The organism is Nocardia sp. NPDC127579, assembly GCF_042672005.1.
Classification (GTDB): Bacteria; Actinomycetota; Actinomycetes; order Mycobacteriales; family Mycobacteriaceae; genus Nocardia.
In genome coordinates this window covers 405,043-422,892 of the sequence record NZ_JBHXVZ010000004.1, presented here as the reverse complement: position 1 = coordinate 422,892, position 17,850 = coordinate 405,043, and the positions used below count along the sequence as shown (strand labels likewise).

Below are 17,850 nucleotides of genomic sequence, written 5' to 3'. Positions count from 1 at the left end.
CGCCGCATCGCGTGGATGAGCCTGGCGCTGTTGCGCACCCACCCCGGACGACCCGTGGACCGAGCCGTCCGGAGCCAGGTATCAGCGGCGATATGTGTCGCAACGCCCGTCAGCCGCTGGTCGAGCCCGCGGCGTCAGAACAGCCGGAACGCAGTCAACTGCCACGGATTCGAACGGCTGCACTCCATCCGAGCTGCCAGCGCGAATACCCGGTGACCGCGCTGGTAGCGAGCGCACAATTCGGCCGCGCTGGGATCGATCAGCACCACACCGACACGCAACAGCACCGCGGTACCCAACGTGCGATGGGGCGCCGACCCCTCGGTGACGATGGTGCGGACTCGGTGCAGCACTGCGTCATTCGCGGGTAGATGCCGCAGGGGGCGGCGGTGGTCGACGATTTCCAGGGCGACTCGCAGCGACTGCCACGCGACCGCCTGTAGCTTGCCGGACAGTTCGACGGCCGGGCGCGGCATGACCCGCTTGCCCCGGTTCGGCACCGGCGAGCATTGCAGGCGTTGTGCTGATGGGTGATTCGAAACGTCGGACTCGAGCATGGCAAAGCCCCTGTCTTCGGCCGCAGCTGCTGCGGAACGGACAACCGCTTTCTGTACCTGCTCTGACGCACCGAATCACCGATCGGTTCCATCGATATCGAAACCGGCCACGTCCAGCATTCCCGCATGGACACGATCCGCGATCGTGAAGTTCGAGGCGGTCGTGCCGACCACGAGGAGCTTCGTAGCCGGGTCGACCCGCTCCCGATACCGGCGCAGGGAAGCCCGTGCCGCCGACCGGATTCGAACCCCGCAGCAGTCATAACCGATCGAACTCCGGCCCACCTCGGTGTGTACGTGCAGCAGCGTAGATCGACCCGATCCGGGCAGGCACCGAATCTGTTCAGCGCGCGCCCATACGATCTCGCACCCGGTTCAGGGTGAGGCGCCACAGCGTGGTGGCGACATCGATCGGAATTCGCGGTGTGGCAGCACGTTTCGTCATTTCTCGCCGCGTCTTACGCAGCACTTCCGGCGACGCCTTGTCCGGATGTCCGCTGTCGAACGGCGGTTGCGGATCGTATTCGATGCCCAGCTGCACCATTTCCGCCGCTTCGGTTCCGGCGATCTCCCCCACCAGCCAGAGCCCCAGATCGATACCGGCGGAAACCCCTGCGGCGGTGACGATTTTGCCGCTGCGCACGATTCGGTCGTGCGGGCGCGATTCCGCACCGAACGGTGCCAGCGCCGACTGCGCGGACCAGTGCGTGGTGGCCGGATGCCCGCGCAGGATATCCGCCGCCGCCAGCACCAGCGCACCACTGCACACCGAGGTCGTCCATCGGGTCGTCTTGTGCACCTGCCGCAGCCACTCGATCAGGTCTTTGTTCGCCATGGCCGTGGTGGTCGCCGCCTCGGATCCGGGCACCAGCACCAGATCCGGCGTCGGCGTCTCGGCGAAAGTGTGGGTCGCCCCGAGCACCAGCACGCCGCTGTCGGCCACGATCGGCCCGGCTTCGTTGGAGACGAACCGGATTTCGCTGTCCGGTATGCCGCGAAGTACCTCGTAGGGCCCGATCGCGTCCAGCACGGTCAGCCCTGGATACAGCACGATGGCTATCTGAAATGTCATGTCGCACTCTTTCTTTCAGCGAACCGGGCGCGGTATTCGCCCGGCGGTATCCCCAGGTGCCGGTGGAAGATCCGGTAGAGCGTGTCCGAACTGCCGAGTCCGACAGTCGCCGCCACCCGATCCATCGGCTGGTCCGTGTTCTCCAGCAGCCGGCGGGCCGCACCGATCCGCACCCGCTCGACGTAACGCGCCGGTGTGGTGCCGATCTCGGCCGCGAAGACCCGGGACAGATGCCGGGTGCTCATTCCCGCCTGTTCCGCCAACCCGGCCAGCGACAGGTCCGCCGCCAGGTTCTCCTCCATCCAGACCTGGAGCGTCCGAAGCGAATTCCGCTGCGGCGGATGCGCCGCGATCGGCGTGCTGAACTGGCTCTGCCCGCCCGGTCGATGCAGATACACCACCAGCCACCGCGCCACTTCCCGGGCCAGTTCCGCGCCGTGGTCTTCGGCCACCATCGCCAGCGCCAGGTCGATACCCGCGGTTACTCCCGCCGAGGTCCACACCGGCCCGTCTCGCACGTAGATCCGATCGGGTTCTGTTGTCACCGTGGGAAACCGGCTCGTGAGCAGTTCCCCACCGGCCCAGTGCGTGGTGGCCCGCCGCCCATCCAGCAACCCAGCCTGCGCCAACAGAAACGCCCCCGAACAAATCGAGCCGACCCGCTCCGCACACCCTGCGCCCCGCCGTATCCCCGCCACAAGCCCGTCGTCCCCACACGCGGTCCAGGCCGTCAGCCCTCCGGCCACCAGCAGCGTGTGCACCGGCTCGTCCCAGCTCCCCAGCGCATGTCGAGCCACCACCTCCACCCCCGACGCCGATCGCACCGTCCCCGGCTCCAACGACGCGATCTCCACCCGATACCCCGGCCGCGCCCCCAACAATGCCGCCGAACTGAACGCGTCCGCGGGCCCGGCCAGATCCAGCAACTGAAACCCGTCGAACACCACAACCAGCACCGTCCGCATCCCCCAACCCTCCTGGAGGACGCCCATGGCGTCAACGACACAACTACCGCAAATCCAGCCACAGACCTGGGCCGCGATCGAGTCGATACCGGCGACGAATCAGCAGTTGTTATCGCGCAGTCGACTCTCGAGGTCGCGGATTCGGGTCTCGAGCACAGAGCGTTCGGCGACGGTGTCGGCGGCGCTCAGGTCGCGTTCGGCGCGATGCAGGGCGCGGTTCAGGGTGGTGCAGGTGTCGGACGGGGCGGCGGTCGCGACCGGGAGGGTGAGGGTGAGGATGGTTGCGGCGGTGAAGGTTCCGACGAGGAGGCGGGCAGCGGCGGACATCGGGGTTCCTGACTGGTCGAAGGGATCGCCTTCGATGGTGTCGCCGAACCGGGGCCGCTGCCAGACACCCTGGGGTGCGGTTCGCGCACCCCGACGGCATTCCTAGGCGGGCTGCGCCTGCTCCTCTTCCCCCGAAACGTAATTCGTGATCGCGGCGATGATCGCGTCGAGGGCCGCGGTGAGCATCTGCGTGTCGGTGAAGGCTTGCGCCATCTTGGTGAGGAGCATCGAGATCTTCACGGCGTCGCGGGCGAGTCGCGCCAGCACGGCCGAGACGACGTGTGGTGTGGCGGCGCCGAGAGTGACCGCGAGTTCGATGGTGTATCCGATCAGCGCACCGAGCAAACTGCCCACGATGGTTTCAACGGCCTCGCGGAACGCGGTGACGAGTTCCCCGCACAGGGTCATCGCTTTGCCGAGGCTCGCCGAGACACCGCCCGCTGCCGCGATCTTGTCGATCAATTCGGTTGCCGTCGCCTTGTAGGCGTCCCCCGCTTTGCCGGTCCAGGTGGAGATGTCGTTGGTGAGCCCGGTTTTCCAGCTCTCGGCCATTTTGGTGAGCTCTTCGCCGATATTCGACCAGATGGTGGCGTATCCGTCGACCATGTCGCCGTTGCCCGCCATCGCGTCCAAGGTCTTTCGGAACGGCTCGAAATGGGAGAGCATCCAGCCGGCGATCTGGTCGCCGACGAATCCGAAGGGGTCGTAGAACGCGTCCACCGCGGTCACCACGACGGAGATGGTGCCGGTGGCGGAGGTCAGGATGCTCGCCGAGGAGAGATTGCCGAACACTTCCCACGCATCTCCGGCGATGGTGCCGTCGAGGACACCGGGTACACCGGTTTCCTCGTCTTTGTTCAGCCCGATGTTCGAGTAACCGAACAGCGTCTCCTGGAAGTACTCCTCCCGATAGTCGGTGTTCTTCGCGCCTTCGAGCAGCCGGTTGTTCTCGGGCTTCTCGACATCGTTGAACCCCGGAGAGTTCTCGTTGAGCCAATTGCCGATCGCGGTCACTTCGTTCCCCCACTTTCCGCGATCTGCTCCTGCAACGCCGTCAGCGCCTTACTGAAGTCGGCGTCCTTCTCGTTGAAGGTTTCCGCGACGGTCTTCAGTTTGCCCGGGAGCGCGGATACCGCCTCGGACAGTTTGCTGATGGCCGAGATGGTGTTGGTCTGCTTTTCCTCGAAGATCATCTTGACGAAGGGGCGCGGGATCGCGCCGAACCCGTCGTCGCAGTTACCGAGATAGGTAGCCGCCTCGAGCGACAGTGTCAGGCTCTCCATCAGAGTCTGGACATTCTTCGCGTGCGCGGTCACCTCGGCGGGGTCGACGGACAAAGCCTCAGGATTTCCCATGGGTCACACCAGCCAGGACTTCTTGTTGAAGTAGTCGTCGTCATCGTCCGGCTCGTCCGGAGTGACGATCTGATCGCGATCGGGTTTGCGGGTGCGCGGCGTCGGCGATTGCTCGGTCGCGGGACCTGGCTGCGGGGCGGGCGGCGCTTGCGGCGGCGGCGTGTAGGTCGGCTGCTGCGGCACGGGCGGGGCCGGCTCCGGCGGCGTGGGTTCCGTATCCGGGAATCGCTGCGTGAAGCTGTCGACGATCGCCGCACCGGCCGGGTGTTCGCCGACCGTCCCCTGCACCACCGCGGCCACGTCGCCGCGCAATTTCGCCTGCGCGCTCCGCATGCACGCCATGATCTCCGCGGAAAGCGCCCTGGGGTCCATGCCCCGCGCACTCTGGGAGATATCGATCGCGACCGGTACACCGTTGCTGTCCACGGTCACGCTGACTCGCCCGCCGGGCCCGGTGGCGGTCGCGGTCAGCGTGCTCATCCGGCCCTGCAACTCTTCGAACCGAGCGGCTTGACGCTCCAGATCAGCTGCCATCTGCGCGAATCCCTCTGCGGCGCGACCCAGATCCATCTCGGCCATCGACACCTCCCACCTCGTAGCTCCGGTCAAGTTCGAGACGACCCTGTCAACGAAACCCCCGCCGCGCAAATCATGATTGCGAGGTTTTCGGGACTTCTTCTGTTTGGACGCGAATCGGTCCGATCCGGTTCCATCGAATTCCGGCCACCGTCCGCCGGGCGTTTCCCCCAACCCCTGGACGTGACCTACGCCACAATGGAAGGCTTGGAGCACGACTCGACGCAAGGAATCAAGACCATGGCGGACAAGGCGAGTGCTGGGGGCAACGGCAGAGTACCGAGTGTGGATCGGCCGGATCGGATACGGAACGTGGTGCTGGCCGGGCACAGCGGGTCGGGGAAGACGACGCTGGTGGAGGCGATGGCGTTGACCGCGGGGGCGGTGAATCGGGCGGGCCGGGTGGAGGACGGGACGTCGCTGTCGGATTACGACGAGATCGAGCATCGCCAGCACCGGTCCGTGCAGTTGTCGGTGGTGCCGATGCTGTGGGCGGGGATGAAGGTCAACCTGGTGGACACGCCGGGATATGTGGATTTCGTCGGTGAACTCCGAGCGGGACTCAGGGCGGCGGATGCCGCCCTTTTTGTTGTGTCGGCGGCCGAGGGGCCGGAGGGGGTGAGCGGCACGACGCGCGCGCTGTGGGAGGAATGCGCCGCGGTAGGGATGCCGCGGGCGATCGTGATCACGCATTTGGACACGGCGCGTGGGGATTTCGAGGAGATGGTGGATACCTGCCAGCGGGTGCTCGGTGGCGGGTCCTCGGAATCGATTCTGCCGCTGCATCTTCCGGTGTACGGACCGAAGAACCCGGACGGGCACCGCCCGGTGCGCGGCTTGATCGATCTGCTGCCGAACGCGGTGGTGGACTACGGCTCCGGCGAACGGGTGGTCGCTGAACCGTCGACCCAGCAGCGGGAATTGCTGGAGGAAGCGCGTAACCGGCTGATCGAGGGCGTCATCGCCGAGAGCGAGGACGAGTCGCTGATGGAACGCTATCTCGGCGGCGAGCACATCGACATGTCCACCCTGGTCGTCGATTTGGAACGCGCGGTGGCGCGCGGCAGTTTCCATCCCGTGCTGTTCGGCGCGCCCGCACCCGAGGGCGCGCGGCAGGGGCTCGGCACGGTGGAACTGCTGGACCTGATCACCGGCGGCTTCCCGACCCCGACCGAGCACATCGTCTCGGCGGCGCCGCTGCCGTCGGGCACGAAAGCTCGTGTGCTGCCGTGCGATCCGGATGCGGCGCTGGCCGCGGAGGTCATCCGGACGGCCTCGGATCCGTATGTCGGCCGGGTCTCGCTGGTCCGGGTGTTCTCCGGCACCCTGCGCGCCGACGACACGGTGCACGTGTGCGGTCACGGCCTGGCCGGGCGCGGCCGCCCGGACCACGACGCCGACGAGCGGGTGGGCGGCGTGACCGCGCCGTTCGGTAAACAGCAGCGCCCGCAGGGCCAGGTGATCGCCGGCGACATCGCCTATGTCACCAAACTCGGTCACGCCGAGACCGGCGATACCCTCTCCGACACGGACGCTCCCCTGCTGATCGATCCGTGGCCGATGCCGGATCCTCTGCTGCCCATCGCGATTCGCGCGCACAGCAAGGCCGACGAGGACAAGCTCTCGCAGGGGCTGAACCGCTTGGCCGCGGAGGATCCGGCCGTGCGGGTCGAGCACAACACCGACACCCATCAGCTGGTGCTGTGGTGCCTGGGTGAAGCCCACCGCGATGTCGCGCTGGAACGGCTGCGCACCCGATTCGGCGTGCAGGTCGATGTGACCGACCATCGGGTCGCGCTCCGGGAAACCTTCGCGGGCAAGACGAGTGCGCGCGGACGCCACGTCAAACAGTCCGGCGGCCACGGTCAGTACGCGGTGTGCGAGATCGAGGTGGAGCCGCTGCCCGCCGGGTCCGGGATCGAGTTCGTCGACCGGGTGGTGGGCGGCGTGGTGCCGCGACAGTTCATCCCCTCGGTCGACAAGGGCGTGCGCGCGCAGGCCGCCAAGGGCGTGGCGGCCGGATATCCGCTGGTCGATATCCGGGTGACGCTCTTCGACGGCAAGGCGCATTCGGTCGACTCCTCCGACGCCGCTTTCCAGACGGCCGGCGCCCTGGCCCTGCGGGAGGCCGCCGCGAGCGCGGGGATCGCGCTGCTCGAGCCGATCGCCGATGTCTGGGTGGTGGTCGCCGACGAGTACGTCGGCCCGGTGCTCGGCGATCTCTCGGGTCGCCGCGGCCGCGTGCTCGGCACCGAACCGCACGGCACCGGCCGCACCCGGATACACGCCGAGGTTCCGGAACTCGAGCTCAGCCGCTACGCCATCGACCTGCGGTCGCTCTCGCACGGCACGGGCGACTTCAGTCGCGTCTATGTCCGCCACGAGCACCTGCCGGCCCAGCTCGCGGCCGCCGTCCGGGACCGGGGCGGGGCCGAGACACGGATTTGATCCACTGCCCAGTCCCGATAGACCAGCCACTATCCTGAGTGCCATGGCACCAGGTAAGGGCGGCACGCCGTCGAAGGAAGCGAAGGCTGCGGCGAAAGCGGCCCGCAAGCAGGCCTCGAAAGAGCGCCGCCAGCAGTTGTGGCAGGCGTTCCAGATGCAGCGCAAGGAAGACAAGCTGCTGCTGCCGCTGATGATCGGCGCTGTGCTCGGCCTCACGGTCCTCGCCTTGGTGATCGGCCTGTTCACCGGCCTGCAATGGTTCCTGCTGCCGCTGGGCATCCTGCTCGGCGTGCTGGCCGCGTTCATCATCTTCGGACGGCGCGTGCAGAAGAACGTGTTCGCGAAGGCGGAGGGGCAGGCGGGCGCGGGCGCCTGGGTGCTGGACAACCTGCAGGGCAAGTGGCGGGTCAAGCAGGGCGTCGCCGCCACCACTCAACTCGACGCGGTGCACCGGGTCATCGGGCTGCCGGGCGTGATCCTCGTCGGTGAGGGCAGTCCGCAGCGGTTGAAGAGCCTGATCGCGCAGGAGAAGAAGCGCACCGCCCGGCTGATCGGCGACACCCCGATCTACGACGTCGTGATCGGCAACGACGAGGGCCAGGTCGCGCTGAAGGATCTGCAGCGCTGGCTGACCAAGCTGCCGCGCAATATCGACACCAAGCGGATGGACAATATCGAGGGCCGGCTGGCCGCGCTGAGTGCGCGCACCGGTCCGGCGATGCCGAAGGGGCCGATGCCCGCCGGCGCGAAGATGCGTGGCGTGCAGCGCACGATTCGCCGCCGCTGATCCTCTGATCCACGAAGGCCCACGTCCCCCGGACGTGGGCCTTCGTGCTTTTTCACGAAAGTTTCGGCAACCGGGAACATTTCGCGCGGCAATAACCTTTAAAGAAGTCATGACCGGTTAGATGCCGGTATCGTCCGACGAGGAGAGACCATGACCGCCGTGCAGCACCACACCGTCCAGATCCAGGGCCACACCATCTTCTACCGCGAGGCGGGCGACCCGACGAACCCGACCATCGTGCTGCTGCACGGATTTCCGAGCAGCTCGGCGATGTTCCGAAATCTGCTGCGCGACCTCGGCGACCGCTACCACCTGATCGCGCCGGACCACCTCGGCTTCGGCCGGTCCGCGATGCCGCCGGTCACCGAATTCGACTACAGCTTCGACAAACTCACCGAGATCACCAGCGAGCTACTCGACACCCTCGGCATCGGCGAGTTCGCCCTCTACATTCAGGACTACGGCGCACCCATCGGCCTGCGCATCGCCGGCCGCAACCCGGAGCGGGTCACGGCGATCATCACCCAGAGCGGCAATGCCTACCTGGAGGGCTTCACCCCGTTCTGGGACGTGCTGTTCGCGCACGCCAAGGACCGCGCGGCGAACGAGGCGGAGGTGCGCAAGCTGCTCGAACTCGACGCGACCCGGTGGCAGTACCAGCACGGTGTGCCCGAGGATCGGCTCGGCCTGATCAGTCCCGACACCTGGACGCTGGATCAGGCGTACCTGGACCGGCCCGGCAACAAGGAGATCCAACTCCAGCTGTTCTGGGACTACCAGTTCAACCTCGACGGATACCCGGCGTTCCAGAAGTACTTCGCCGAGCATCGGCCGCCGGTGCTGATCACCTGGGGCAAGCACGACGAGATCTTCGGCGCCGAGGGCGCGCGGGCATACCTGCGCGATCTGCCGGATGCCGAGTTGCATCTACTGGACGCGGGACATTTCGCGTTGGAGACGCACGGAGCGGAGATCGCGGAGCTGATTCGCGAGTTCCTGGGGCGCGTCCTGCACTGAGTCCTGGCGTTTCGTGCACGAACCGACCGGGTTCGTGCACGAAACGTCACTCACCTGGCCCGCGTCAACCCCGTCCCGGTCGCCCGATCGTGCATCCCGCGCCCGTCGGCGTCGGTGAACAACGCGGGCACCACGAAGACCAGCAGCACCTGGCGGCCGAGCGCGCGCAGGAAGCCGACCGCCGCCGGAGCATCGACCCGGATCACCCGGATCTTCAAGAAGTACTGACCGGGTGTGAAGCCGAACAGCGTCACCGCCAGCACGCCGATCACGAACCACACGGCCCAGGTGGGCATGCTCAAGGCGTTGATCACGGCCTCGAATTCCGACGGCGGCGTCTTTCCGGCCGGAACGTTGATCTCCGAGACGAGTTCGGCGCCGTTCGGCCGGATCAGGATCGCGGCGATACCGATCGACAGCACCCAGTCCACGAAAACCGCCGCGATCCGCCGCCCCATACCGACCAGCGATCCCACACCGTCGCGCGGCAGACCCAGATGTTCGCCCGGATAATCCGGAGTCACTCCGTCACCGTCGGTGGGTCCGGACAGCCAGGAGCCGGTCATGCGTGCCATGCACCCACAATAAGCCGACCCGGCCCGGTGGCTGCCCGCGGTGGTCCGGCCCTGCTGCACCGGCCCGAGCAGGCAGGATGGCAGGATTGGTCCTGCTGGTCGAGCCCGGGTGGTGATCCTCACCCGTTCAGCCGCACGTGTAACACTGGCGAAACACAGTCTTGACTGCCGGGAAACTTCGCATCCATAGCGTCTGGTCGCGACGAACCCATGCAATCGACACAGGCTGGGAACCGATCCGTAAGGAGAACAAGTGACGTTCAGCACGGCCGACGAGGTCATCAAGCACATCAAGGAAGAGGAAGTCGAATACGTCGACGTTCGCTTCACCGATCTTCCCGGTGTGCAGCAGCACTTCTCCATCCCGGCCAAGGCGTTCACCGCCGATCTCGCCGAGGAAGGGCTCGCGTTCGACGGTTCCTCCGTCCGTGGCTTCCAGTCCATCGACGAGTCGGACATGCTGCTGCTCCCCGACTTCAGCACCGCGCGTATCGACCCGTTCCGCGCCGCCAAGACGCTGAACCTGAACTTCTTCGTGCACGATCCGTTCACCCGCGAGGCCTACTCCCGCGATCCGCGCAACATCGCGCGCAAGGCGGAGGAGTACCTGCGTTCCACCGGTATCGCCGACACCTGTTACATCGGCGCTGAGGCGGAGTTCTACATCTTCGACTCGATCCGCTACGACTCGGCCATGAACGGCGCCTTCTACGAGATCGAATCGGTCTCGGGCTCCTGGAACACCGGCGCGGAGTTCAACCCGGACGGCACCCCCAACCGCGGCTACAAGGTTCGCAACAAGGGTGGCTACTTCCCCGTCGCCCCGTACGACCACTACGTCGACCTGCGCGACAAGATCTCGACCAACCTGCAGAACGCGGGCTTCGAGCTCGAGCGCGGCCACCACGAGGTCGGCACCGCCGGTCAGGCCGAGATCAACTACCGCTTCAACACGCTGCTGGGCGCCGCTGACGACCTGCAGCTGTTCAAGTACATCGTGAAGAACACCGCGTGGCAGGAAGGCAAGACCGTCACCTTCATGCCGAAGCCGCTCTTCGGCGACAACGGCTCGGGCATGCACGCCCACATGTCGCTGTGGAAGGACGGCAAGCCGCTGTTCCACGACGAGTCCGGCTACGCGGGCCTGTCGGATCTGGCGCGTCACTACATCGGCGGCGTCCTGCACCACGCCCCGTCGCTGCTGGCGTTCACCAACCCGACGATCAACTCCTACCACCGTCTGGTGCCGGGCTACGAGGCCCCCATCAACCTGGTGTACTCGCAGCGCAACCGCTCGGCGGCCGTGCGTATCCCGATCACGGGCTCCAACCCGAAGGCCAAGCGCATCGAGTTCCGCGCGCCGGACTCCTCGGGTAACCCGTACCTGGCCTTCGCCGCCATGATGATGGCCGGCATCGACGGCATCAAGAAGAAGATCGAGCCGCTGGCTCCGGTCGACAAGGACCTCTACGAGCTCCCGCCGGAGGAGGCCAAGAACATCCCGCAGGCCCCCACCTCGCTGGCGTCGGTGATCGACAAGCTCGAGCAGGACCACGACTACCTCACCGAGGGTGGCGTGTTCACCGAGGACCTGATCGAGACCTGGATCGACATCAAGCGCAACCAGGAGATCGCTCCGGTCAACCTGCGCCCGCACCCCTACGAGTTCGAGCTGTACTTCGACGTGTAAGTCGAAGGGCTGCTTCGCCGTTCGTTCCCCGAAGGCCCATCCGCTGTGTGCGGGTGGGCCTTCGGGCGTTTCAGAGTTGCCGTAATCTCTACCGAGAAGGCATATTTCGGTTAGGGTGTAGATCGGTCCCGTCACCGGACACACCTGTGAATCGTCGAGTCCCGTTGAGCGGCAAGCAGATTCCGGCCACTGGCCGGTCGGTTTCGGTCAGTGGGGCTCCAGCGGCGATCTGCCGGGAAGCCCTGGCAGGCGGGCTGGTGAGCTCCTACTGTCCCCCGCCATGAAGATCTCACTGATTTCGCTGCTCGCCGCGCCGCTCACGGCGTTGGCCCTGTTCTCCGCGCCGGTCGCCACCGCCGACGAGGAGGTGTCGGCGCTGGCGAAGCTCGAGCTGCAAGGCGCGGTCAATGTTCGTGATATCGGCGGATATCGAACCTATGACGGCGCTACGGTCAAGTCCAAGAAGGTGCTTCGAGCGGACTCGCTGGAAAAGCTGACGGCCTCCGATATCCAGGTGCTGGGCGGGTACAACCTGAAGCAGGCCATCGATCTGCGGACGCAGGCCGAAATCCAGTTCAGCGGGCCGGACAAACTGCCCAGCGGCGTACCGCTGGTGGCGCGGCCGATCGATGACACCGGGCTGTTCACCACGCTGCTCCAGGTCATCCAGTTGCGCGATCCGGTGAAACAGGAGCAGATGCTCGGCGGCGGCAAAGCCGAGCAGATCATGGCCGGGGTGTACAAGAGTTTCCTCAGCGATGCCTCCCGCGCCGCCTTCGGGCAGACCGTGCGCGACCTCGCCGACACCGACCGGCCGACGCTTTACCACTGCACCGCGGGCAAGGACCGCACCGGCTGGCTCACCTATCTGACGCTGCGCGCGGTCGGCGTCCCGGAAGGCACCGCCCGGCGCGACTATCTGCTGTCCAACCAGTACCGGGCCGCCGCCGACGCCGCCCTGCGCGAACAGGTGAAGCAGGCGGGCCTGATGGAGAATCCCGATCTGCTCATCCCGCTCCAGGAGGTCCGCGACGCCTACCTCGACGCCGCGGTTCGCGAAATGGAAAGCAAGTATGGCGATTTCGGCAAGTTCCTCACCCAGGGCCTCGGCCTCGACCCGGGCACCATTCTGAAGCTACGCCGCAACCTCGTCAGCTGATCCCCGCACCGTATCGGCCCCTCCGCGCACCGGAGGGGCCGATTCAGTTGAGCAGGCCGATCACGACGATGAGCACGGCCGCCGTCGCGATGGCGAGGTAGCCGAGCCGCGCCCGGTCCGGCACCATACTGCGCCGGTGGCCGGGCTGCGAGACCTCCACGGCTTGAACAACACTCGGCGCTTCCGCCACGAATCTCCCGCTGCCCGGCGGTTCGTAGGCAGACAGCGTCTCCGAGCATCCGGTTCCGGGTGGGTCGGCGCAGGCGGAGGGTGGTGGAGGCGGGCAGGGTGCGGCGCGTGGTTCCGGGCGGGCAGCGGTGGTGAAGGTTTCGTGGATGGCGAGCAGGAAGTCGGAGCAACTCGGGTAGCGGTGGGCGGGGTGTTTGGCGAGGGCGCGGGCGAGGACGGTGTCGAGAGCGGCGGGCAGGTCGGGACGGAGGCCGGTGATCGGGAGCGGCAGGTCGCGCAGGTGACCTTTGATCATGGCGGACGGGTTGGTGGCGGCGTGCGGGAGGACGCCGGTGAGCATGCGGAACAGCGTGCAGGCCAGGGAGTACTGGTCCGCGCGCGGGTCGAGGGGCTGGCCGCGGAGTTGTTCGGGCGCGGCATAGGCGAGAGTGGCAAGAATGGTGCCGGGCCCGTCGGCGTCCTGGGGCAGGCGGCCGACGCCGAAATCGGTGAGCAGGGCCGTTTCCCGGCGCGACCGGGTGGGCCGGGCCAGCAGAATGTTTGCGGGCTTCACATCCCGGTGCAGCACTCCGGCGCGGTGGGCGTAATCGAGCGCGGCGGCGGTGGCGTCGATGAGGGCGATCACCCGGTTCGCGGGCAGGCTGCGCGGTGAGATGACGGTGGCGTCGCGACCGTCGACATACTGCATCGCCAGCCACAGGCAGCCGTCGTCGACGCCGCTGTCGTACACCTCGACTATTCCCGGATGGTGAAGGCGCGCAACAATTTCCGTCTCTTCCCGGAAGCGGGCGCGGATCTCGGGGTCGGCCGAGACCGCCGGGTCGAGCAGTTTCAGCGCGACCGGGCCGGGCATGGCGGGATGCCGGGCGAGGTAGACGGCGCCGGTGCCGCCGCGCCCGAGCGTGGTTTCGATCCGGTAGCCAGCGAAGACTGCTCCTCGGTCCAGCATCAGACCTCCCGATCGTCTGCTGAATGATAGCTATCCGCGGCGGCGAGCGCGGCGGTTCGGTAGCTGTGGCGGCGGGACGGCGAACGGCCGATCGGCCGCCCCGTACTGGAGAATGCAGAGATGTTTGCGATGCTGCACGGAGAAGAGGCGCGATGACGGACCTGGTCGCCCCGGTCGATGACGTGGTCGCCGAGCGGCTCGCCGCCGCGATCAGGTGTGTCACGGTGGCCGGCGAATCGGGGTCGATCGAGTCGTGCGACCGCCACACCGCCACACCCGGCGCCGTGGCGGGCACGTGCCGCGACGGCACTGGCCCCGACTCGTCCGACGCCGAATTCGCCGAGCTCGCGGCACATTTGGCCGATTCGTTTCCGCGCACGCACGCCGAGCTCGAACTGGAGACCTTCGGGCGCAGCCGGCTGTACCGCTGGGCGGGAACCGAGCCCGAGCGGACAGCCGCGATCCTGCTGGCACATCAGGATGTGGTGCCGGTGGATGACGCCGAGCGCTGGACCCATCCGCCGTTTGCGGGCGTGGTCGACAGCGAGTTCATCTGGGGGCGTGGCGCGATCGACGACAAGAGTCGCGTGCTCGCGATCCTCGAAGCCGTCGAGGGCGCGTTGGCGGCGGGCCTACGCCCGCGGCACACCATCTACCTGGCGTTCGGGCACGACGAGGAGGTGTTCGGGGACGGCGGCGCGCTGTTGATGGCGCGCCGGCTGCGCGAGCGGGGCGTGCGAGCCGATCTGCTGCTGGACGAGGGCGGTGTGATCACGCGGGGTATCGCCGATGGGGTCGACGTTCCGGTGGCCACGATCATGGTCGGCGAGAAAGGGTATGCGACCGTTCGGCTTTCGGTTCAGGATGTGGGCGGGCATTCGTCGATGCCCGGTCGGCAGACCGCGGTCGGCCGGCTGGCTCGCGCGGTGGCCCGCCTCCAGGACAATCCTATGCCGATGCGGCTGATCCCCGTGATCGCCGACATGCTCGACCGCCTGCGGCACACCATGGCCGAACCGCGCCGCAGTCTGCTCCGGTTGGCGGGCAACGGTGTCGCTGCGCCGCTGATTACGCGCATCATGGCCACCGGCCCCACGACCGAGGCGCTGGTGCGCACCACCACCGCGCCCACCGTTATCCGCGGCGGGGTGAAGGCGAATGTGCTGCCGCAGCGCGCCGAGGCACTGGTCAATTTCCGTATCCTGCCCGGAGATTCGATCGATCGGGTGCTCGAGCACTGCCGGAAAGTGGTGCGCGACAGCGGCATTCATTTCGAGGTGGTCGGCGCGGCTTCCGATCCGACCCCCGACCCCCGGGTCGGCCCCGCCTTCGACCTCGTCGCGGGCATCGCCCGAGCCATCGTCCCCGGTATCGCCGTCACCACCGGCATCGTGCCGGGCGCGACGGACTCCCGCCATTACCACGACCTCGCTGTCACCCGCTGCAACTTCGCCCCGATCCTGCTGACCCAGGCCGATATCGAATCCATCCACGGCACCGACGAGCGCATCTCCCGCCTCAACTACGCCCGCCTGATCGAGTTCAACCGCCGCCTGCTGACCGAACTCGCCGACCGATAAATCCGTTGGCTCGGATTCGGCCGATTGCTAGGGTGTGGGCGTGAATTCTCCGGAGGCATCCGAACGGTAGCCGCCTGGCCGGTGTGCCAGGCGGCGTTGCGAGTGTGGCCGCACCGGTCGCCGTGCGATCGGTGCCATTCGGGTATCTCGCGACGCCGGACGATGTCGAATTCTTGTCATCGGGCGCCGGGACATTCACCACGGCGCCCCACATCCGGGGAGTTGTCTCTTCATGCCCTTTGTGGTTTTCGTGCTGGCTGTGGCGGTATTCGCCCAGGGCACATCCGAGTTCATGGTGTCGGGATTGCTGGCATCGATCGCCGCCGACGCCGGCGTCTCGCTCGGCGCTGCCGGACTGCTGACCTCGTTGTTCGCGGTCGGCATGGTGCTCGGCGCGCCGGTGCTGGCGGCGGGGGCGAGCCGCCTGCCGGTCCGGAATTCGGTGACGGTGTTCCTGGGGTTGTTCTGCGCCGCGCACCTCGTGGGCGCGGTGGCGACCGACTTCACGGTGCTGCTCGTGACGCGCGTCGTCGCGGCGGTCGCGAACGCCGGGTTCCTGGCCGTCGCGCTGGCCATGCTGCCTCGACTGGTCGGCCCGGCACTGGTCGGACGCGCGACCTCGGTGGTGGTGTCCGGAGTGACGGTGGCCTGTATCGCCGGTGTGCCCGCGGGCACGCTGCTGGGCCAGTTCTGGGGCTGGCGTTCGGCGTTCTGGGCTGTCGCCGCTCTCGGCGCTGCGATGCTGGTGCCGGTGTGGATACTGGTCGGCCGGGCTGTTCTCGACGCCACTCCGGTCGATCGGCAGGGTATTCCGATCCGCGTCGAATGGTCGGTGCTGCGGCTGCCGTCGGTCCGGACCGCTGTCGCGGCCGGTGTGCTGGTCAATGCGGCGACGTTCGCCGCGTTCACCTACCTCGGGACGATCACAGCCGGCGTGTCCGGCGGTGATCGCCGCTGGGTTCCGATCGCGTTGGCCCTGTTCGGCATCGGCTCGTTCGCCGGCGTGACGCTGACCGGCCGCTACAGCGACCGCCACCGCGAGCGAATCCTCGCTGCCGGAACGGTCGTGCTCGTCGGCGTCTGGCTGGCGGCCGCGCTGCTGGCGGACACCTTGGCCGGGGTGCTCATCATGGCGGTTTTGGCCGGCGCGGTCGCGTTCGGTATCGGGTCGACGCTGATCGCCACGATCGTGCAGACCGCGGCCACCTCGGCACCACGCATCGCCGGGGCGCTGGCGACCACCGCCTTCAATCTCGGTGCCGTGCTCGGCCCGGCCGCCGCCGGTCTCATGGTGGACCGGACCGACCATCCCAGCGCGGCACTGTGGTGCGGCGCAGTCTGCACAGCCGCCGCCGTGGGTGTCGTTCTCACCGGCCGCCGCGCGCCGGTTTCGGGCGAACCGCTACACGTCGACGCGCGCTGAAGATCGCGGCAGGCGATTGGCGCGCGTACCGATCAGGGTCAGCGACAGGCCGCACAGTGTGAATCCCGCCGCCACGAGATAGAGGTGTCGCGGCCCGGCGGAATCGGTGATCAGGCCGCCGAGCAAGCCCGCTCCGGCGGCGGCCACCTGGTAGCCGGAGGCGTTGACCGCCATGGCCAGGGTGGGCGCCGCGGCAGCGGTGCGCAGTACGCGGGCCTGCATGCCGGGGATGACCGCGAAGGCGAGCGCTCCGATCACGACCACGGCGACAGCACTCGGCACCGGCATGCGGGCCACGAACCAGGTGGCGACCAGGGCGGCCGCGAGCAGTCCGAGCAGAACGGGTTGGCACAGAACGGGATTCCGGTCATAGAGGATGCCGCCTGCGAGGTTGCCGATGGCCGCCCCCACGCCGTATCCGAGCAGGAGCAGCGGCAACCGGTCGAGCGCATGCCCGGCCAGGCCGGCGAGCGGAGCGAGATAGCTGAACACCATCAGCACGCCGAGGTTGCCGACCGCGGTAACGGTCAACGCCAGCAGCACCGGCCCACGCCGCAATACGGCCAACTCCGTCACCGCCGAGGTCCGGCTCTGTGCCGGCGGGACCTCGACGAGAACCGACACCAGGGCCAAGCCGACCAGGCCGGCGAGCGCGATCGCCCAGAAGGTGGCCCGCCAGCCCCACTGCCCGCCGATCAGGGTGCCGAGCGGCGCGCCGAGGATCATCGCCAGATTCATTCCGAACACCAGCCGAGCCACGGTGCCGCCCGCCCGGCCCGGCGGCGCGGAGCCGACTGCCACCACGATCGCCTGGGCGAAGAAGGTCGAGGTCACCGAGGCAGTGAGCACCCGCGCGATCAGCAACGGCGCGAACTCGGGCGCGAGCGCGGAGACAGCGTTGCCGAGGACCGCGACCACGAGGAGCATCTGCATCAGCCGCTTGCGTTCCGACGCGGCGGTCAGCGCGGTGAGTACCGGGCCGCCGACGATCATGCCGAGGGCATAGGCGGTGATCAGCAAGCCGGCTGTGCCGACGGTGACTTCGAGATCGGCGGCGACCCGTGGCAGCAGTCCGGCCACCACGAATTCACCGGTGGTGATGGTGAATACACAGAACATCAGCGATGCGAGACGAAACATGGCTGCACGCTAAAGTCTGACGTCAACGTGAGAGTCAAGTC

The 17,850-nt window shown here is 67.5% G+C and carries 17 protein-coding genes; 7 read left to right on the top strand and 10 right to left on the bottom strand.

The annotated features are described in order from the left end of the window. Positions 1 to 134: 134 nt before the first annotated feature. The 7 genes from ACFVMC_RS17340 to ACFVMC_RS17310 all read right to left on the bottom strand — a co-directional run bounded on the left by ACFVMC_RS17340 (position 135) and on the right by ACFVMC_RS17310 (position 4,855). On the bottom strand, positions 135 to 500 hold the full coding sequence (locus ACFVMC_RS17340) for an Rv3235 family protein (RefSeq protein ID WP_379211303.1): 366 nt from the start codon (positions 498 to 500) through the stop codon (positions 135 to 137). A 400-nt stretch (positions 501 to 900) separates the two neighbouring features. Then, positions 901 to 1,629: a DJ-1/PfpI family protein gene (locus ACFVMC_RS17335; RefSeq protein ID WP_379211301.1), complete on the bottom strand. Its 729-nt coding sequence runs from the start codon at positions 1,627 to 1,629 to the stop codon at positions 901 to 903. Next, positions 1,626 to 2,594 (bottom strand): GlxA family transcriptional regulator, encoded by a 969-nt coding sequence (locus ACFVMC_RS17330; protein WP_379211299.1) that lies wholly within the window; start codon positions 2,592 to 2,594, stop codon positions 1,626 to 1,628. The genes ACFVMC_RS17335 and ACFVMC_RS17330 overlap by 4 nt, the downstream gene beginning before the upstream one ends. Before the next feature lie 99 nt (positions 2,595 to 2,693). Next, positions 2,694 to 2,921 carry a hypothetical protein gene (locus tag ACFVMC_RS17325; RefSeq protein ID WP_379211297.1) on the bottom strand — a complete coding sequence of 76 codons (228 nt, stop codon included), beginning with the start codon at positions 2,919 to 2,921 and terminating at the stop codon, positions 2,694 to 2,696. Between the two features lie 102 nt (positions 2,922 to 3,023). Next, positions 3,024 to 3,935: a hypothetical protein gene (locus ACFVMC_RS17320; protein WP_379211295.1), complete on the bottom strand. Its 912-nt coding sequence runs from the start codon at positions 3,933 to 3,935 to the stop codon at positions 3,024 to 3,026. After that, positions 3,932 to 4,276, bottom strand: a complete 345-nt coding sequence (locus tag ACFVMC_RS17315) for a type VII secretion target (RefSeq protein ID WP_379211293.1) — start codon at positions 4,274 to 4,276, stop codon at positions 3,932 to 3,934. The genes ACFVMC_RS17320 and ACFVMC_RS17315 overlap by 4 nt, the downstream gene beginning before the upstream one ends. Before the next feature lie 3 nt (positions 4,277 to 4,279). Continuing rightward, positions 4,280 to 4,855 carry a YbaB/EbfC family nucleoid-associated protein gene (locus tag ACFVMC_RS17310; RefSeq protein WP_379211292.1) on the bottom strand — a complete coding sequence of 192 codons (576 nt, stop codon included), beginning with the start codon at positions 4,853 to 4,855 and terminating at the stop codon, positions 4,280 to 4,282. A 237-nt stretch (positions 4,856 to 5,092) separates the two neighbouring features. Between ACFVMC_RS17310 and ACFVMC_RS17305 the strand changes: the two genes are divergently transcribed. From ACFVMC_RS17305 to ACFVMC_RS17295, 3 genes are all read left to right on the top strand, one after another. Next, positions 5,093 to 7,300 carry an elongation factor G-like protein EF-G2 gene (locus ACFVMC_RS17305; protein WP_379211552.1) on the top strand — a complete coding sequence of 736 codons (2,208 nt, stop codon included), beginning with the start codon at positions 5,093 to 5,095 and terminating at the stop codon, positions 7,298 to 7,300. Between the two features lie 43 nt (positions 7,301 to 7,343). Further along, entirely contained in the window at positions 7,344 to 8,087 is a 744-nt protein-coding gene (locus ACFVMC_RS17300) for a DUF4191 domain-containing protein (RefSeq protein ID WP_379211290.1), read from the top strand. A 150-nt stretch (positions 8,088 to 8,237) separates the two neighbouring features. After that, the gene (locus ACFVMC_RS17295; RefSeq protein WP_379211289.1) at positions 8,238 to 9,104 is read left to right on the top strand and encodes an alpha/beta fold hydrolase; all 867 of its coding nucleotides are present in this window, start codon (positions 8,238 to 8,240) and stop codon (positions 9,102 to 9,104) included. Positions 9,105 to 9,154: 50 nt separating this feature from the next. Here the strand turns inward: ACFVMC_RS17295 and ACFVMC_RS17290 are convergent, their stop codons facing one another. Then, on the bottom strand, positions 9,155 to 9,679 hold the full coding sequence (locus ACFVMC_RS17290; protein WP_379211287.1) for an RDD family protein: 525 nt from the start codon (positions 9,677 to 9,679) through the stop codon (positions 9,155 to 9,157). Positions 9,680 to 9,932: 253 nt separating this feature from the next. On the opposite strand from ACFVMC_RS17290, the gene glnA reads away from it, so the two are divergent. Both glnA and ACFVMC_RS17280 read left to right on the top strand, forming a co-directional pair. Beyond that, positions 9,933 to 11,369, top strand: coding sequence for a type I glutamate--ammonia ligase (glnA, locus tag ACFVMC_RS17285; protein WP_379211286.1), 1,437 nt, complete (start codon positions 9,933 to 9,935; stop codon positions 11,367 to 11,369). A gap of 280 nt (positions 11,370 to 11,649) precedes the next feature. Next, on the top strand, positions 11,650 to 12,528 hold the full coding sequence (locus ACFVMC_RS17280; protein ID WP_379211284.1) for a tyrosine-protein phosphatase: 879 nt from the start codon (positions 11,650 to 11,652) through the stop codon (positions 12,526 to 12,528). 43 nt (positions 12,529 to 12,571) lie between these two features. On the opposite strand, the gene ACFVMC_RS17275 is transcribed toward ACFVMC_RS17280, so the two are convergent. Further along, a complete protein-coding gene (locus ACFVMC_RS17275) occupies positions 12,572 to 13,666 on the bottom strand; it encodes a serine/threonine-protein kinase (RefSeq protein WP_379211283.1) in 1,095 nt (364 codons plus the stop codon). A gap of 152 nt (positions 13,667 to 13,818) precedes the next feature. On the opposite strand from ACFVMC_RS17275, the gene ACFVMC_RS17270 reads away from it, so the two are divergent. Both ACFVMC_RS17270 and ACFVMC_RS17265 read left to right on the top strand, forming a co-directional pair. Beyond that, positions 13,819 to 15,246, top strand: a complete 1,428-nt coding sequence (locus ACFVMC_RS17270; protein ID WP_379211281.1) for a M20/M25/M40 family metallo-hydrolase — start codon at positions 13,819 to 13,821, stop codon at positions 15,244 to 15,246. 232 nt (positions 15,247 to 15,478) lie between these two features. Continuing rightward, positions 15,479 to 16,669: a Cmx/CmrA family chloramphenicol efflux MFS transporter gene (locus ACFVMC_RS17265; RefSeq protein ID WP_379211279.1), complete on the top strand. Its 1,191-nt coding sequence runs from the start codon at positions 15,479 to 15,481 to the stop codon at positions 16,667 to 16,669. Here the strand turns inward: ACFVMC_RS17265 and ACFVMC_RS17260 are convergent. Beyond that, positions 16,649 to 17,809: an MFS transporter gene (locus ACFVMC_RS17260; protein ID WP_379211278.1), complete on the bottom strand. Its 1,161-nt coding sequence runs from the start codon at positions 17,807 to 17,809 to the stop codon at positions 16,649 to 16,651. The genes ACFVMC_RS17265 and ACFVMC_RS17260 overlap by 21 nt on opposite strands. Positions 17,810 to 17,850 lie beyond the last annotated feature (41 nt).

Coding starts and splice junctions, on each gene's coding strand:
- ACFVMC_RS17335 (WP_379211301.1), bottom strand. CDS start 1,629: ATGACATTTCAGATAGCCATCGTGCTGTATCCAGGGCTGACCGTGCTG.
- ACFVMC_RS17330 (WP_379211299.1), bottom strand. CDS start 2,594: ATGCGGACGGTGCTGGTTGTGGTGTTCGACGGGTTTCAGTTGCTGGAT.
- ACFVMC_RS17325 (WP_379211297.1), bottom strand. CDS start 2,921: ATGTCCGCCGCTGCCCGCCTCCTCGTCGGAACCTTCACCGCCGCAACC.
- ACFVMC_RS17315 (WP_379211293.1), bottom strand. CDS start 4,276: ATGGGAAATCCTGAGGCTTTGTCCGTCGACCCCGCCGAGGTGACCGCG.
- ACFVMC_RS17310 (WP_379211292.1), bottom strand. CDS start 4,855: ATGGCCGAGATGGATCTGGGTCGCGCCGCAGAGGGATTCGCGCAGATG.
- ACFVMC_RS17305 (WP_379211552.1), top strand. CDS start 5,093: ATGGCGGACAAGGCGAGTGCTGGGGGCAACGGCAGAGTACCGAGTGTG.
- ACFVMC_RS17300 (WP_379211290.1), top strand. CDS start 7,344: ATGGCACCAGGTAAGGGCGGCACGCCGTCGAAGGAAGCGAAGGCTGCG.
- ACFVMC_RS17295 (WP_379211289.1), top strand. CDS start 8,238: ATGACCGCCGTGCAGCACCACACCGTCCAGATCCAGGGCCACACCATC.
- ACFVMC_RS17290 (WP_379211287.1), bottom strand. CDS start 9,679: ATGGCACGCATGACCGGCTCCTGGCTGTCCGGACCCACCGACGGTGAC.
- ACFVMC_RS17280 (WP_379211284.1), top strand. CDS start 11,650: ATGAAGATCTCACTGATTTCGCTGCTCGCCGCGCCGCTCACGGCGTTG.
- ACFVMC_RS17275 (WP_379211283.1), bottom strand. CDS start 13,666: ATGCTGGACCGAGGAGCAGTCTTCGCTGGCTACCGGATCGAAACCACG.
- ACFVMC_RS17270 (WP_379211281.1), top strand. CDS start 13,819: ATGACGGACCTGGTCGCCCCGGTCGATGACGTGGTCGCCGAGCGGCTC.
- ACFVMC_RS17265 (WP_379211279.1), top strand. CDS start 15,479: ATGCCCTTTGTGGTTTTCGTGCTGGCTGTGGCGGTATTCGCCCAGGGC.
- ACFVMC_RS17260 (WP_379211278.1), bottom strand. CDS start 17,809: ATGTTTCGTCTCGCATCGCTGATGTTCTGTGTATTCACCATCACCACC.